This is a genomic window from Flavobacterium silvaticum, from assembly GCF_012911565.1.
Classification (GTDB): Bacteria; Bacteroidota; Bacteroidia; order Flavobacteriales; family Flavobacteriaceae; genus Flavobacterium; species Flavobacterium silvaticum.
On record NZ_JAAMPU010000107.1, the window covers coordinates 380331 to 396096 of the forward strand.

A 15766-nucleotide genomic window follows, 5' to 3' on the forward strand; every position below is an offset into this window, starting at 1 on the left:
CAAAAAAAAACCGGGTCTCTCAACCCGGCTCATTTCAATCTATTGTTATTTCTTGAGTGACGCTTTCAAAGCATTACGCTTATCGGTCATTTCAAGGAAGCCGTATACGCTGATAAGGTTCTGGGTGATGGTTTCGTTTTCCGGCATCAATTCGTGCGCCTTTTCAAGATCCGGAAGTAAATCACGGAACATTTTTTCACGTTGCGCCTTGTATTGGTCATACTTCTTGGTATCGGCGGCAGATGTTCCCAACTTGTTCATTTTTTCAACGATATCTTTGTCCGGTTTCATACGGACTGCCGTTAAGTTGATGTACGCATTGGCGTAGTCAGGCTTGATCGCTATAGCTTTCCTAAAATATTCTTCAGCGGCTGCGTCCTGGTTTCCTTGCATGGCGACAACACCGAGGTTGTATATCAAATCTGCATTGTTGGGATCTTTGGCCAATATTTCACCAACTATTTTTTTATAATTCTCAATGTCTTTTTGCTTGAGATACAAATCAGCTTGCGTGAGCATGATTCCTGAATCGTCCGGATTTTCACGACGCGCTTCGGCAACCGCCTCAAAAGCTTCTTTTTCTTTGCCCTGCTGGACTAAGATAAGAGCGATGTTTTTGTAGATTTCTCCTTTTTTAGATGGCTCTTTTTCTTCTTTAGGGAGCGTATGCGTTCCTATTTTTACAGCTTGATCGCGTTCTGCTTTCGTGTTGAAAGGTTCCTGTTTGTCGTTTATCTTGCTCTTTGCGGTGTAAATGGTTTTTTCACCTGTGTAATTGATTTTTTTGAGCTCATTGTAATATTCCATCGCCTTGTCAAAATCCTGCCCATTTACGGAATATGATGCGGCATAATACAGATAATCTGTTTTGGTTTTATCCATGAGATAGAGCGCATACAACACCTTTGCCGCATCTTTTTCCTTTTTCTGCTCTCCTAATGCAACCGCATAGTTCAGTAACATGGTGCTCATTTGCGGATCTTGCTCAAGGATATCATCTGAAAGCAATTTCTTTCCGGTCTTTTTCTCGTACTGAACCACATCGTCACCAGATTTGGCAATGCTATAAATGGCATCGGGACTGAATTTCGAAAAGAAAGCAGTTGGGTTTTTCTGATTTTCCGGTAAGGATGCATCAAGCAAAGGCGCATAAGCTTTGTAATAAGCTACGTATAGCTTGTCACCTTCATCAGTTGCCAATGGTTCTGCCTTGGTCAGATTTTCTTTAAAGCTAGCGATGTCTTTGACGGAAGGTGCATCTTTATCATAGATTTTTTTAAGTGCCTTTAACTCGTCTTTTTGTGCAAAACTGATCAATGACATGAGCAGTGCCGCGGTAATAATTGTTTTTTTCATGCTTATTCTTATTGTGTGTCTTCTGAATCTGGTGTTTCGTGGGAATCATCGGCTGATGAAATATCATCTGATACATCCTGAACCGAATCATCGCCGGTCAATTCTGCATCGGCATCAATGACTTCTTCCTCTTTCATTACTTTGGTTACGGCGGCGATGGCATCGTTTCCTTTGATATTAATAAGTCGAACGCCTTGAGTCGCACGTCCCATGACGCGAAGATCTTCGACAGCCATACGGATAGTCAAGCCGGATTTATTGATGATCATCAAATCATCCGCATCGGTAACGCTGTTGATCGAAACCAGTTTTCCTGTTTTTTCGGTGATGTTCAGCGTCTTCACGCCTTTACCGCCACGATTGGTGATTCGGTAAACAGGTTCGCCATCTTCTTCAAGTTTAGTACGTTTTCCATAGCCATTTTCCGTGACTACGAGAATCTGTGAATTGTTGACATCTTTTTCATCAATGGCAACCATTCCGATCACTTCATCTTTCTCATCTGCCAACGTAACGCCACGAACACCGGAAGCGGTACGTCCCATAGGTCTGGTCTTGCTTTCTTCGAACCTGACAAGTTTACCGGATTTTACGGCGATAAGCACCTGGCTGTTTCCTGTAGTCAGTTTGGCTTCGAGCAATTCATCACCTTCACGAACCGTAATGGCGGCAACACCGTTTACACGCGGACGTGAATACGATTCAAGCGATGTCTTTTTCACTTGCCCTTCTTTGGTGACCATAATGACATAGTGGCTGTTCACATAATCCACATCTTTGAGATCTTGTGTACAGATGAATGCTTTTACTTTATCGTCACTTTCGATATTGATAAGATTCTGGATCGCACGGCCTTTGCTCGTCTTATTTCCTTCCGGTATTTCATAGACACGCATCCAGTAACATTTTCCTTTCTGGGTGAAGAACATCATATATTGGTGGTTCGTCGCCACGTACAAATGTTCGAGGAAATCGGCATCCCGGGTTGCCACGCCTTTTTGTCCTACTCCACCCCTGTTCTGGGTTTTGTATTCCGAAAGCGGTGTGCGTTTGATGTATCCGGCGTGAGAGATGGTGATTACGACATTTTCATCGGCAATCAAATCTTCTATGCTGACATCTCCGCCTGAATATTCGATCGTGCTTCGTCGACCGTCACCATATTTTTCGCGTATTTCGGTAAGTTCTTCCTTGATAAGTTCCATACGAAGGTCTTTACTTGCGAGCAAGTCTTTCAATCGCTGGATTGTTTTCATCAATTCTTCGTATTCTGCACGCAGTTTGTCCTGCTCAAGACCTGTCAATTGGCGCAGACGCATTTCTACGATCGCACGCGCCTGAATTTCCGACAGCGAGAAGCGTTCGATCAATTTGGCACGGGCTTCGTCTCCATCCTTGGAACCTCTGATCAATCGGATCACTTCATCGATATTGTCAGATGCGATGATAAGTCCTTCCAGTATATGTGCCCTTTCCTCTGCCTTGCGCAATTCGAATTGTGTACGACGGACGACAACATCATGGCGGTGTTCGACAAAATAATGGATCAGATCCTTCAGGTTGAGCAATTGCGGACGTCCGTTGACGAGCGCAATATTGTTGACACTGAAAGACGACTGTAATTGCGTATACTTATATAAGGTATTCAATACGACGTTCGGAACTGCATCGCGTTTGAGGATGTAAACGATACGCATACCGTTCCTGTCCGATTCATCGCGGATGTTCGCTATTCCGTCGATTTTTTTATCGTTGACCAAATCAGCCGTTTTCTTGATCATTTCGGCTTTGTTGACCTGATATGGAATTTCACTGACGATGATGGCTTCACGTCCATCGACTTCCTCAAATCCTACTTTGGCACGCATGACGATACGTCCGCGACCGGTCTTGAAAGCTTCGCGTACGCCATCGTATCCGTAGATGACACCACCTGTCGGGAAATCCGGTGCTTTGATGTGCTCCATCAATTCATCGATTTCGATATCGTGGTTGTCGATGTAAGCCAGGATTCCGTTGATGACTTCGGTCAGGTTATGAGGCGCCATGTTAGTGGCCATACCTACGGCAATACCTGAAGCTCCGTTGATGAGAAGGTTCGGGATTTTGGTAGGCATTACTTTTGGCTCCTCCAGGGTGTCGTCAAAGTTGAGCTGGAAGTCAACCGTTTCTTTATCGATGTCGGCAAGGATTTCCTCGGATATTTTCTTCATCCGGGCCTCGGTATAACGCATCGCTGCCGGACTGTCACCGTCTACAGATCCGAAGTTACCCTGTCCGTCGACCAACATGTACCGAAGGCTCCATTCCTGGGCCATACGCACCATAGTATCGTAAACAGAGGAATCTCCGTGCGGGTGGTATTTACCAAGGACTTCCCCAACGATCCTCGCTGATTTTTTATGCGGGCGGTTAGACAATACGCCCAATTCGTACATTCCAAAAAGAACACGTCGGTGCACAGGCTTGAGTCCATCCCTGACATCTGGCAACGCACGTGACACAATTACCGACATCGAATAATCGATGTAGGCGGTCTTCATTTCATCTTCAATGTTGATCGGGATTAATTTTGATCCGTCTGACATACTTATTTGTTAAAATTTTATTCGGTTTAAAATCCCGCTAATATACGTTTAATACCTGAAATTTTGTTCTCGCGCGTACCTATAACTACTGTATTTATTAACAATATATGATTCGACAGCGTTAATAAATTACAATGAGTTTAACGCGGGTATAGCTGTTTTTTTTGTCAATTAGCTGTCAGTAGATTTTGTCAGTTTCTGGCAGTGGGAATGATTTTTGACAATGCGCCGGCAAATCCTTAAATTTACTTTCCCAAATTTTATATTATGGACGATAATTTTTCACCACGGGTCAAGGATGTGATCACCTACAGCAAGGAAGAGGCGCTTCGTCTCGGCCATGACTTCATAGGTACGGAACACCTTATGCTCGGGATTTTAAGGGACGGAAATGGTAAAGCGATAAGTATTCTTAACAACCTTTCCGTAGACCTTGACCATTTGCGCCGCAAAGTCGAAATCCTTAGTCCGGCCAACCCTAACGCCGATATCAGCAACGAGAAGAAAAACCTTCACCTTACGCGCCAGGCCGAACGCGCACTTAAAACCACCTTTCTGGAAGCGAAAGTTTTCCAGAGCAGTTCAATCAGTACCGCGCATTTGCTGCTTTGCATCCTGCGCAATGAAAACGACCCTACAACCAAGCTGCTCAATAAACTAAAGATTGATTATGATGTGGCTAAAGAACAGTATCTGAACATGACTCCTAACGACGAAGAAATGATGGAAAACCTGCCGAGGAACGAATCGTACAACGACGATCCCGGACAGGACGACAGCCTCAAAGAAGGCAACTTTAACAATCCTGCTAACAAATCAAACAAAAAATCAAAAACGCCGGTACTCGATAATTTCGGGCGCGACCTGACAGAGATGGCCGAAGAAGGCAAACTCGATCCGGTCGTTGGACGTGAAAAGGAAATCGAACGTGTTTCCCAAATCCTGAGCCGACGCAAAAAGAACAACCCGCTTCTTATTGGTGAACCGGGTGTTGGTAAATCTGCCATTGCAGAAGGACTGGCACTGCGAATCATACAGAAAAAAGTATCTCGCATCCTTTTCAACAAACGCGTCGTAACCCTGGATCTCGCAAGCCTTGTTGCCGGAACCAAATACCGCGGACAGTTCGAGGAGCGTATGAAAGCGGTAATGAACGAACTCGAAAAGAACGACGACATCATCCTTTTCATTGACGAAATCCACACGATTGTTGGTGCGGGCGGAGCAACTGGTTCGCTTGATGCTTCCAATATGTTCAAACCAGCTCTGGCACGTGGAGAAATCCAATGCATCGGAGCTACAACGCTTGACGAATACCGTCAATACATAGAGAAAGACGGAGCGCTCGAAAGACGTTTCCAGAAAGTGATCGTTGAGCCGACATCTGTCGAAGAAACGATTATGATTCTCAACAACATCAAAAATAAATACGAAGATCACCACAATGTGACCTATACTCCTGAAGCAATCGAGGCTTGTGTCAAACTGACAAACAGGTATATGAGTGAGCGATTCCTTCCGGACAAAGCAATCGATGCGTTGGATGAAGCCGGATCACGCGTCCACATCACCAATATCGATGTTCCGAAACAGATTCTTGATCTCGAAAGACAACTCGAAGAAGTGCGCGAACTCAAGAATACAGTCGTCAAAAAACAGAAATACGAAGAAGCTGCCAAATTGCGCGACGATGAGAAACGTCTTGAAAAAGATCTTGCCATCGCCCAGGAACAATGGGAAGAAGATTCAAAAAGTAACCGCGTAGTTGTTACGGAAGACAATGTTGCCGATGTAGTTTCAATGATGACCGGAATTCCTGTCAACAGGATCGCACAGACCGAAAGCAATAAACTGGCTCAATTGCCCGAACTGATAAAAGGAAAAGTAATCGGTCAGGACGAAGCGGTAATGAAAATCGCACGTTCGATCCAACGGAACCGAGCCGGTTTGAAAGATCCGAACAAACCAATCGGTTCATTTATATTCCTTGGTCAAACCGGTGTTGGTAAAACCCAACTTGCCAAAGTTTTAGCCCGTGAATTATTTGATTCGGAAGATGCATTGGTTCGTATAGATATGAGCGAGTATATGGAAAAATTCGCCATTTCAAGATTGGTCGGAGCACCTCCGGGATATGTCGGCTATGAAGAAGGTGGCCAATTGACCGAGAAGGTTCGTCGCAAACCATATTGTGTCGTACTTTTGGATGAGATTGAAAAAGCACACCCTGACGTTTTCAATATGATGCTTCAGGTTCTGGATGATGGTTTCCTGACCGATTCTTTAGGCCGTAAGATCGATTTCAAGAATACAATCATTATCATGACGTCAAATATTGGCGCACGTCAGTTGAAAGATTTCGGACAAGGCGTCGGATTCGGTACTTCTGCCAAATTATCCCAGGCCGATGACAATGCGAAAAGCGTTATCGAAAATGCGCTCAAAAAAGCATTCGCTCCGGAATTTTTGAATCGTATCGATGATGTTATTGTCTTTAATCCGCTTGATAAAGCAGACATCGACCAAATCATCGAAATCGAGCTCAAAAAATTGTACGGAAGAATTGCAGAACTTGGCTACGCGCTACGTTTGTCAGATACGGCAAAAGCGTTTATTGCAGAGAAAGGCTTTGACAAACAATTCGGTGCCCGTCCACTAAAAAGAGCCATCCAGAAATATGTCGAAGATGCACTTGCCGAAGAAATCATCACTGCCAAGATAGCATCAGGTGATGAAATCTTTATGGATCTGGCCGATGACAAGGCCGTAGAGCTTACGGTAACAGTCCAAAAAGCCCAGGAACCGACAAATTAAGCTAAATATTAAATAGTTGAAACCCGTCCTCACCGACGGGTTTTTTATTGGTTTCCGATGAATATTCCCGAATCATTTCTATAACTTTGATTCAAATAAGATTTCAAAATGCCTCTTGAAAAGATACTGATCGGCAGCGAGGAATGGTGCTCCTTTCCAACTCTCGAAATACCAAAAATCAAGGCTCGTGTCGATTCGGGTGCCAAAACTTCGGCACTTCACGCCATAAATATTGCTCCTTTTGTAAAAGACGGTGAAAATTGGGTTCGGTTTGACATCAATCCGATACAGAAAAATGTAAAAACCGTACTTCACTGTGAAGCCCCGTTAGTAGGCAAACGCGTGGTAAAAAGCTCGAGCGGATACCGGGAACAACGATACGTCATAACCACCGAAATCGAACTCGATAAGCAAAGATGGCCCATAGAAGTAACGCTAACCAACCGCGATTCCATGGGTTTCCGCATGCTTTTAGGACGTGAAGCCATGAACGGCAGGATGCTCGTAGATCCATCGAGCCAATATTTACTGGGCGAGCCTACAATCGAAAACCTTCGTGAATTATACCGAAATGCAGTCAAGGCAAAATCAGGTCTTCGGATAGGTTTATTAGCAAGTAACCCGGAATTATACAGTAACAAACGAATCATGGAAGCCGGCGAAATGCGCGGCCACGAAATGCATTTCCTCAATATCAAGGAATGTTACATGAAGCTCGATGCACACAACCCTGAAATCCATTATCGCGGCGGCCGAATCCTGAATGACTTTGATGCCATAATACCCAGAATACGCCCAAGCATTACTTTTTATGGTTGTGCCTTGACGCGCCAGTTTGAAGCACTTAAGGTTTTTTGCCTTAATTCAGCTAAGGCCATTACACAATCCCGCGACAAATTGTTTTCGCTCCAATTGCTGCTGAACAATGAAATCGATATTCCCACGACAGGTTTTGCCAATTCACCTTTGGATACAGATGACCTGATAAAAATGGTCGGCGGAAGTCCGTTGATTGTGAAACTGCTCGAAGGCACACAAGGCAAAGGTGTCGTCCTGGCGGAAACCAAAAAAGCCGCTGAATCTGTAATCAATGCATTCAAAAGCCTTAATGCCAACATTCTGGTCCAGGAATTCATCAAGGAAGCCGACGGGAAAGATTTGCGCCTGTTTGTGATTGACGGAAAAGTAGTCGCTGCGATCCAACGGGAAGCACTTCCTGGAGAATTCAGGGCCAATATCCACTTGGGCGGAACCGCATCTGTGATAAAACCGACCCAGGAAGAAAAGAAAATCGCCATACGTGCCGCAAAGGCTATGGAGCTCAAAGTTGCGGGCGTGGATATTATCCGTTCGAGCAAAGGGCCGTTGTTATTGGAGGTAAATTCTTCGCCCGGCCTTGAAGGAATTGAAGGCGCGACCAACAAAGACGTGGCCGGAGAAATGATCCGTGCGATTGAAAAAAATTTCAAGCTAAACTAAATCGTATCGAATGGAATTACTCCAGAATACCTATGTTGACATTATCATCAGATGCATTCTGGTTTATCTGTTTATGCTTGTGGCACTCCGGATTTTCGGAAAAAAAGAATTGTCCCAACTCAATCCGTTCGACATCATCCTGATATTACTCATCAGTAACAGCGTCCAGAATGCTATGGTGGGAAATAATACCAGCCTGAGTGGTGGACTGGCAGCAGCGGCTGTATTGTTCACCATGAATTTCATCCTCAAAAAACTGCGACAGAAATCAGGATTGTTCGATAAGATATTCTCCGATAAACCCGAAATCCTGATTCACAACGGAAAACCAGACTTTAAAACCCTTGCCCGACTCGACATCGGCAGCGATGAACTGCTTGAAGCGATGCGTGAACACGGCGTAGACCATTATTCCGATGTTAAACTTGCGATGTTGGAACCAGATGGAAACATCAGTATCATTTCGGGTGAAAAAAACCTGCGTCAGACCCATTTCAAAAGACGCCGATCGAGAAAAAACCTGTCGCCGCTCCAATAAAAAAGAGCCCGAAAGCTCTTTATATTCTCCTTAAAAATTCCCAGGGCCTGTATTCACCATTGGCTGGTCGTCCGCAGAGGAATGATTAGTATTCGATTCATATTTTCTATTGCCGAATTCCTGATGGTGGGCGCGTTGGGATCGGCCTTCAAAATTGATATCGTTACCAGATACGTCTTTATCGGCTCCAATATAAGGTTGGTCATTTGTGTCGGCTTCTTGTCTTTCGCCTCTCTCCCAGCCCATGGTTTGTTGTTCTTCCGGTTGCTGCGAACGCATATCTTGCTGATTGCGATCCTGGTTGTTGTTACGTGTGTCCATTACAGTTTCTATTTTGTAGTTGGATACAAGTTACCGTTACTGCATTGAAAAGTCGTTGCATGATTGTACACGACTCTTTCAACATTGGCTTTGGGAAAATCCTTACCGATTGATCAAACCGCCGGTTCCTGCTGGCTTAAGCAATGGAAACTTCCGAGACCCCAAATCAAATCCGTCGAATCTATTCCAACGACTTTGCGGGTTTTGAAACAATCCTGAAGAATCGATAATGCCTTTTCATCGTTTGAATCGCGGAAAGTCGGGACGATGATGTTTTCGTTCGAGATGTAAAAATTCGCATACGATGCCGGCAGACGCTGATCTTCCCAAATGACCGGTTTCGGCATGGGCAACTCAATAATATTCACCTGTTTTCCGGTTTCCAGACGCATGGTTTTCAAGGTATCGAGATTTTCCTGAAGCAGCTGATAGTTTTCATCCGATTTATTTTCTTCGACGACCGTTACAACGGTATCTTCATTGACAAAACGCGTAATGTCGTCAATATGGCCGTCGGTATCGTCGCCTACAATTCCATCGCCAAGCCAAAGAATATGTTCGACTCCGTAAAAGTCAATCAGGTATTTTTCGATTTCAGATTGATTCAAATGCGGGTTGCGGTTTTTGTTTAGCAGACAGGCCGTAGTCGTCAGCAATGTTCCCTTTCCGTTGAACTCGACGCTTCCGCCTTCCATGACGATTCCGGGATTGAAAACCGGCATTCCCAGTGCTTTTCCGATTTCCGTCGGGATCACATCGTCCAGATCGTACGGCGGATATTTATCGCCCCAGGCATTGTAGCCCCAATCGACGATGGCTTTTTCACGTGTATCGCGGTTGACCAGGAAAGCAGGCCCGTGATCGCGGCACCAGGCATCGTTCGTAGGATGAAAATAGAACTTTACATTGTCCAGCAATTTCCCGATTCCCGAAACGGATTTCCCATAAGTCGAATTGTACAGGCTCAGCAAGGCAAACTCGCGCATTTGCTCATCGGCTACATTGATACAGACTTTTTGATGGGATGCCACACGAAGTATGAATTCACTATATGGATTGTAAATAGTGTGCAACTTTCCGGGCCATGAAGCTTCTTTGTGCGGCCATGAAAGCCAGAGGGCTGTTTGTTTTTCGAATTCGGCGGGGAAATGGAAGTTGAGTTGTTTTGGAGTCATTGAGTCGGAGAAGTCAGGAAAGTCGGAAAAGTCGGGAAAGTTCTATCGGGTATTCGACAACTTATTTTTTGTTATGGTTCTTTTTAGTGCGTTTATCATAATCAGGATTTCTTCACATTTATGATAAATCTGTTTAAAATCTTCATTTGAAATGATATTTCGTTTTTGGGCCAGAAACAAGCAGGAAACAACTTCGATATCTGACCGCAAAGCATAATTCAAAAATCTATTGAATTCAGGATTAGATTGACTTGTTGAGCCTTCAGCGATATTCAGCGCAATCGAATCTGTCGCTCGCTTTATTTGAGAATTCAGAATATATAATTCTTCTTTCGGAAATTTTTTACTAATCCTGTCAATTTCCAAAGAAAGGTCAATGGCTTTTTGCCAGACTAACAGTCGTTCAAATTTAAATGGCATATATCAATTTTTAATGGCGTGTATAATTAAAATTTCAAGTCACTTCAAACTTTTCAGTTTTACTGACTTTTCGATCTTTCCGGTCTTTCCCGACTTTCCCGACTTTCCCGACTTTCCGGACTTTCCGGTCTTTCCGGTCTTTCCCGACTCATTCATCAATAAACCGTCTCGTAATCGGCTGATAACTATCAATCCGGCGATCACGTAAAAACGGCCAGTGCATACGGAAATAATCAGATTGTTTGAGGTCAAGATCCACAACCGTAGTTTCTTCTTTATCGTGTGAGCCCTGGTACAAAATTTTTCCCTGGCCATTAGTGGCGAAACTTCCGCCCCAGAATTTCATCGCGCCGTCCTGTTCAAAACCGACGCGGTTGACGCTGATTACGGGAACTCCGTTTGCGACGGCATGTGACCGCTGAATGGTTTGCCAGGCATTGTATTGATCCTGATTGGTTTCTTCATCCTGATCCGTAGCCCAACCTATAGCCGTAGGATAGAACAATATTTCCGCGCCCATAAGAGCTGTGATACGGCTGGCTTCCGGATACCATTGGTCCCAGCAGATGAGGATTCCGATTTTGGCGAATTTAGTCTGGAACACTTTGTACCCGAGGTCGCCCGGAGTAAAGTAGAATTTTTCATAGAAAGCCGGATCGTCCGGAATATGCATCTTTCTGTATTTTCCAAGATAAGATCCGTCAGCATCGATTACGGCAGTCGTATTGTGGTATAAGCCTTCTGCCCTCTTTTCAAATAAAGATGCTATTACCACTACGCCCAGTTCTTTGGCGATTTCCTGGATGGCGTTGGTGCTTGGTCCCGGAATCGCTTCGGCTAAAGCAAAATTATCATAGGATTCCACATCACAGAAATAAAGCGATGTGAACAATTCCTGAAGGCAAACGATCTGTGCGCCTTTTTGTGCGGCTACGCGGATCTCGCGGATGGCCTTATCAAGATTAGCCTGTTTGTCTGACCCGCAGGTCATTTGGACAAGGCCGACTTTTACATTGGACATGCTAAACGTTTTAGGCCGCAAAATTAATCAAACGAGATTGGGAATTAATACGGAATGATTAATAATTAACAACTACTTGAAGGTTAAGGTGCTTGGCCCATTTTGATTTCGTGTTACGCAATTTCGTGTTACGTGATTTTAGGTAACGGTAAATCGCGTAACACTTTTGGTTTATGCCCTAAAGCCTGGTGCACTTTAGCTGTTCGTTTCAAAATATTACGGTTCGCGTGAGACCCGAGGCTTACGCCTGTTGGCGAAGCATATGAAGGCATCTGCTTGAGCTCTTTGCGAGCTTTTTCTGCTGGTAAAAGCGAGTGTCGACAGCCCGACGGCGGCTTGTTATGGGAATCGTTTTGACAAATGTTCGTTGCCGCCGGCACGCCCAAAATATTATAATCACTTTTAGATTTGGCAGTCTCATACTTAATTACCTTTGTGCTGCTTAAATTCTTACCATGGCACGCCGCATTGAAAACGATCTTCCCAAAGTCAGGATAACCGCAAATTCCCTGTCACAGGCTATGCGGATTTTTAATTACGGCGGAAGCCACAAATGGAAATTCTACGTTGGTCTTGTATTTCTGTTGCTGACCGGCGCATCGGCACTTGCCTTTCCCAAATTGCTCGGCATTCTGGTAGATTGCGCCAAAGAAAAAGATTTGTCACGGGCGAATACCATTGCATTGGCACTTGTGGGGATTCTGGCATTGCAGGCTTTCTTTTCGTTTTTCCGGTTGTCGTTGTTCATCGACTTTACAGAAAACACACTTGCGAACATCAGGCTGGCTCTTTACAAAAACCTGATCCGGTTGCCCATGACGTTCTTTTCCCAGAAGCGCGTGGGTGAACTCAATAGTCGGCTAACCGCAGACATTGCGCAGATACAGGATACGCTGACAACCACGATCGCGGAATTCCTCAGGCAGTTCATTTTGATTATCGGTGGCATTATTTTCCTGGCCATCATCAGCCTGAAACTGACGGCGATGATGCTGGCCATAGTTCCATTGGTTGCGGTCGCAGCAGTGATTTTCGGCCGGTTCATCCGCAAATATTCCAAAACGACACAGGATAAGATTGCAGAAAGCCAGGTTATCGTAGAAGAAACGCTTCAGGGCATTTCGAACGTAAAGGCCTTTGCGAACGAATGGTATGAAATGGCGCGTTATTCGGCAAAAATCAAGGAAATCGTAGCCATTGCAATCAAAGGCGGAAAATACCGCGGCTACTTCGCGTCTTTCATTATCGCCTGTCTTTTCGGTTCCATCGTGGCCGTCGTATGGTTCGGCGTGACATTGATCATCGACGGCCAGATGAAAGACATTGGCGAATTGATTTCGTTCGTGCTCTATTCCATTTTTGTAGGTGCTTCTTTTGGCGGGATTGCCGAATTGTATGCACAGCTCCAAAAAGCCATAGGAGCCACCGAACGGGTTTTTGAACTGTTGGAAGAACATCCCGAAGACATCGATGCGCTTCCCGGAAATGAAATCGTGCGCATAAACGGTGAAGTTCGGTTTGACAACGTTGCCTTCCATTATCCGTCACGGCCCGAAGTCGAAGTCCTCAAAAACGTAAGTTTTACGGCTGTCCACGGACAAAAGATAGCGCTCGTTGGGCCAAGCGGTGCCGGGAAATCCACAGTCGCATCCTTATTGCTTCGCTTCTACGACATTACCGGCGGACATATCTTCATCGACGGAAAAGACATATGCGATTACGACCTCGAAACGTTAAGGGGAAATATGAGCATCGTGCCACAGGACGTGATTTTATTCGGCGGAAGCATCCGTGAGAATATCGCTTACGGAAAACCGGATGCTTCGATGGAAGAAATAGAAACGGCCGCCAAACGGGCAAATGCATATAATTTTGTAGCCGGATTTCCGGAGAAGTTCGAGACTTTGGTCGGGGAACGCGGCATCAAATTATCGGGCGGACAACGCCAGCGGATTGCTATTGCAAGAGCCTTACTTAAAAATCCGGCGATCCTGATCCTTGACGAAGCTACATCATCCTTAGACAGCGAAAGCGAAAAGCTGGTCCAGGAAGCTTTGGAAGTGTTGATGGAAGGAAGAACCAGTATCATCATCGCACATCGTCTGGCAACCATCCGCAACGCCGATAAGATTTTGGTGCTGGATCAGGGACAAATCATAGAACAAGGCACGCATGCGGAACTTATCAATCGGGATTCGGGGCTTTATAAAAACCTGAGCAATCTTCAGTTTAGCTAAACCATAAAAAAAACCGGATACAAATCCGGTTTTTTTATTAATTCTGTTGTTCTTTTTTCTTTTTCTCCTGATCGATTATCGCCCCGGTACCAGCTCCAAGCGCGGCACCTGAAACCCCGCCGATCACAGCTCCACGGCCCGACTTTTTCTTGTCGATCAAAGCACCGGAAACCGCTCCGACTCCAGCTCCAATCAATGCTCCCGTAACCGGGCTGCTCAAACCTTTGCGTTTGGCTTCCTGTTGTTGGGCCGGCGTCATGTTATTGACTACGACCGGACGTTGGCTGGCACGTTTGGCTTCGGCTACGGCATTCATGGAATCGATGGTTTTTTGTTTGGCAGCTTCCATTTTTTGTTGTTCCATTGCCAGTTTTATGGAGTCGAGCGAACGTTGTTGCGCTTCTTGTTTCTGTTGGGCTTCAAAATCTTTACAGGCCGTCATTCCCATGGCGATCACTGCAATTAAAAACAATCGTTTCATGTTATTGAATTTTAGTTAGTGAGATAAAATTCAACAAACACGATGGCAAAGCTGACCAAGAAAATGTTAAAAAAGGCTGTAGACTGGAAACTATGCAACGCCAGCAGGCAATCCTGAAAACTTATAGTTTTTTACGGCGGTCGCGTTCTGTTTTGAGCAATGTGAGTTCGCGGCTGGTTTGTCCGGCGACGGAAGTGTTTTCTTCGGCACGCCTGATCAGGTACGGCATCACATCGCGCACCGGCCCAAACGGAAGGTACTTGGCCACATTGTATCCGGCAGCCGCCAGATTGTAACTGATATTGTCGCTCATGCCGTACAATTGACCGAACCACACGCGGTTATCGTTTTTCGCAACTCTATGCTGAAGCATCAAATCGATGAGCTTATACGAACTTTCTTCATTGTGTGTCCCGGCAAATACGGCCATTTTATCCAGATGGGAAATCATGTACGAAACACCCGCATCATAATTTTCATCGGTAGCTTCCTTGCTGCTGCAGATTGGCGTGGGGTAGCCCTTTTCCTCTGCCCGCTTGTGCTCTTTTTCCATATAGGCACCGCGGACGAGTTTCATACCTATATAGAAACCTTCGGCCTTGGCCTGTTCGTGAAGTTTTTTGAGATAGTCGATGCGGTCGTGCCGATACAATTGTAAGGTATTGTAAACGATGGCTTTTTCCTTATTGTATTTGCGCATCATATGGGCCACCAAATCATCGGCGGCATCCTGCATCCAGCTTTCTTCGGCATCGATGAGCAGCGCGACGTCTTTGGAATGCGCGTCTTTACAGACGATATCGAATCGTTCCACAACCCTGTCCCATTCCGCTTTTTCCGAATCCGTCAACGTTTGGCCCTCGCCTATTTTGGTATACAGATCCAACCGGCCGAAACCTGTCGGCTTGAAAACGGCGAATGGAATCGCAAGCTTTTCTTTGGCAAATTCAACCGTTTTGAGTGTCATTTTCAAAGCGGCATCGAATTGTTCCTCTTCCTCTTTTCCTTCTACCGAATAATCAAGCACGGACGAAACGCCCTTGGTAAACATCTTATCAACCACCGGGAGGCAATCCTGTTCGTTCACGCCTCCGCAAAAATGGTCGAAAACGGTGGCGCGTATCAATCCTTCGACAGGTAAATGTGCCTTGATGGCGAAATTCGTAACGGCCGTCCCGATACGCACAAGCGGCTGGCTGTCTATAAGTTTGAAAAGGAAATAGGCTCTGTCGAGTTCGGTATCGCTTTTAAGGGCGAAGGCAACCTGGGTGTTGTTGAAGATTGGTTCCATGCAGAAATTTACGGATTGTACAAATATAAGTGCCGGATTTGGAGA

The 15766-nt window shown here is 45.2% G+C and carries 12 protein-coding genes; 4 read left to right on the forward strand and 8 right to left on the reverse strand.

The genetic code is table 11. The features are described from left to right. Positions 1-45 precede the first annotated feature (45 nt). Together G6047_RS13515 and gyrA are read right to left on the reverse strand one after the other, a co-directional pair. Positions 46-1356 (reverse strand): tetratricopeptide repeat protein, encoded by a 1311-nt coding sequence (locus G6047_RS13515; RefSeq protein WP_169528151.1) that lies wholly within the window; start codon positions 1354-1356, stop codon positions 46-48. An 8-nt stretch (positions 1357-1364) separates the two neighbouring features. After that, positions 1365-3944: a DNA gyrase subunit A gene (gene gyrA / locus G6047_RS13520; RefSeq protein ID WP_169528152.1), complete on the reverse strand. Its 2580-nt coding sequence runs from the start codon at positions 3942-3944 to the stop codon at positions 1365-1367. A gap of 267 nt (positions 3945-4211) precedes the next feature. Here gyrA and G6047_RS13525 point away from each other — a divergent pair, with 267 nt between their 5' ends. The 3 genes from G6047_RS13525 to G6047_RS13535 all read left to right on the forward strand — a co-directional run bounded on the left by G6047_RS13525 (position 4212) and on the right by G6047_RS13535 (position 8775). Continuing rightward, positions 4212-6758 carry an ATP-dependent Clp protease ATP-binding subunit gene (locus G6047_RS13525; RefSeq protein ID WP_169528153.1) on the forward strand — a complete coding sequence of 849 codons (2547 nt, stop codon included), beginning with the start codon at positions 4212-4214 and terminating at the stop codon, positions 6756-6758. A gap of 108 nt (positions 6759-6866) precedes the next feature. After that, the gene (gene rimK, locus G6047_RS13530; RefSeq protein ID WP_169528154.1) at positions 6867-8237 is read left to right on the forward strand and encodes a 30S ribosomal protein S6--L-glutamate ligase; all 1371 of its coding nucleotides are present in this window, start codon (positions 6867-6869) and stop codon (positions 8235-8237) included. 10 nt (positions 8238-8247) lie between these two features. After that, positions 8248-8775: a DUF421 domain-containing protein gene (locus G6047_RS13535; RefSeq protein WP_235946549.1), complete on the forward strand. Its 528-nt coding sequence runs from the start codon at positions 8248-8250 to the stop codon at positions 8773-8775. 30 nt (positions 8776-8805) lie between these two features. Here G6047_RS13535 and G6047_RS13540 read toward each other — a convergent pair whose 3' ends face one another. The 4 genes from G6047_RS13540 to G6047_RS13555 form a co-directional block, all read right to left on the reverse strand. Beyond that, on the reverse strand, positions 8806-9096 hold the full coding sequence (locus G6047_RS13540; RefSeq protein WP_169528155.1) for a hypothetical protein: 291 nt from the start codon (positions 9094-9096) through the stop codon (positions 8806-8808). A 113-nt stretch (positions 9097-9209) separates the two neighbouring features. After that, complete coding sequence (locus G6047_RS13545) at positions 9210-10271, reverse strand: agmatine deiminase family protein (RefSeq protein WP_169528156.1); 1062 nt, start codon at positions 10269-10271, stop codon at positions 9210-9212. 42 nt (positions 10272-10313) lie between these two features. Further along, a complete protein-coding gene (locus tag G6047_RS13550; RefSeq protein ID WP_169528157.1) occupies positions 10314-10691 on the reverse strand; it encodes a four helix bundle protein in 378 nt (125 codons plus the stop codon). A gap of 148 nt (positions 10692-10839) precedes the next feature. After that, complete coding sequence (locus G6047_RS13555) at positions 10840-11712, reverse strand: carbon-nitrogen hydrolase (protein WP_169528158.1); 873 nt, start codon at positions 11710-11712, stop codon at positions 10840-10842. A gap of 455 nt (positions 11713-12167) precedes the next feature. Between G6047_RS13555 and G6047_RS13560 the strand changes: the two genes are divergently transcribed. Continuing rightward, the gene (locus tag G6047_RS13560) at positions 12168-13949 is read left to right on the forward strand and encodes an ABC transporter ATP-binding protein (protein WP_169528159.1); all 1782 of its coding nucleotides are present in this window, start codon (positions 12168-12170) and stop codon (positions 13947-13949) included. Positions 13950-13986: 37 nt separating this feature from the next. On the opposite strand, the gene G6047_RS13565 is transcribed toward G6047_RS13560, so the two are convergent. Together G6047_RS13565 and G6047_RS13570 are read right to left on the reverse strand one after the other, a co-directional pair. Further along, positions 13987-14430, reverse strand: coding sequence for a YMGG-like glycine zipper-containing protein (locus tag G6047_RS13565; RefSeq protein ID WP_211165447.1), 444 nt, complete (start codon positions 14428-14430; stop codon positions 13987-13989). Between the two features lie 121 nt (positions 14431-14551). Continuing rightward, the gene (locus G6047_RS13570; RefSeq protein WP_169528160.1) at positions 14552-15721 is read right to left on the reverse strand and encodes a proline dehydrogenase family protein; all 1170 of its coding nucleotides are present in this window, start codon (positions 15719-15721) and stop codon (positions 14552-14554) included. Positions 15722-15766 lie beyond the last annotated feature (45 nt).

Coding starts and splice junctions, on each gene's coding strand:
- G6047_RS13525 (WP_169528153.1), top strand. CDS start 4,212: ATGGACGATAATTTTTCACCACGGGTCAAGGATGTGATCACCTACAGC.
- G6047_RS13540 (WP_169528155.1), bottom strand. CDS start 9,096: ATGGACACACGTAACAACAACCAGGATCGCAATCAGCAAGATATGCGT.
- G6047_RS13535 (WP_235946549.1), top strand. CDS start 8,248: ATGGAATTACTCCAGAATACCTATGTTGACATTATCATCAGATGCATT.
- G6047_RS13560 (WP_169528159.1), top strand. CDS start 12,168: ATGGCACGCCGCATTGAAAACGATCTTCCCAAAGTCAGGATAACCGCA.
- G6047_RS13555 (WP_169528158.1), bottom strand. CDS start 11,712: ATGTCCAATGTAAAAGTCGGCCTTGTCCAAATGACCTGCGGGTCAGAC.
- gyrA (WP_169528152.1), bottom strand. CDS start 3,944: ATGTCAGACGGATCAAAATTAATCCCGATCAACATTGAAGATGAAATG.
- G6047_RS13570 (WP_169528160.1), bottom strand. CDS start 15,721: ATGGAACCAATCTTCAACAACACCCAGGTTGCCTTCGCCCTTAAAAGC.
- G6047_RS13545 (WP_169528156.1), bottom strand. CDS start 10,271: ATGACTCCAAAACAACTCAACTTCCATTTCCCCGCCGAATTCGAAAAA.
- G6047_RS13515 (WP_169528151.1), bottom strand. CDS start 1,356: ATGAAAAAAACAATTATTACCGCGGCACTGCTCATGTCATTGATCAGT.
- G6047_RS13565 (WP_211165447.1), bottom strand. CDS start 14,430: ATGAAACGATTGTTTTTAATTGCAGTGATCGCCATGGGAATGACGGCC.
- G6047_RS13550 (WP_169528157.1), bottom strand. CDS start 10,691: ATGCCATTTAAATTTGAACGACTGTTAGTCTGGCAAAAAGCCATTGAC.
- rimK (WP_169528154.1), top strand. CDS start 6,867: ATGCCTCTTGAAAAGATACTGATCGGCAGCGAGGAATGGTGCTCCTTT.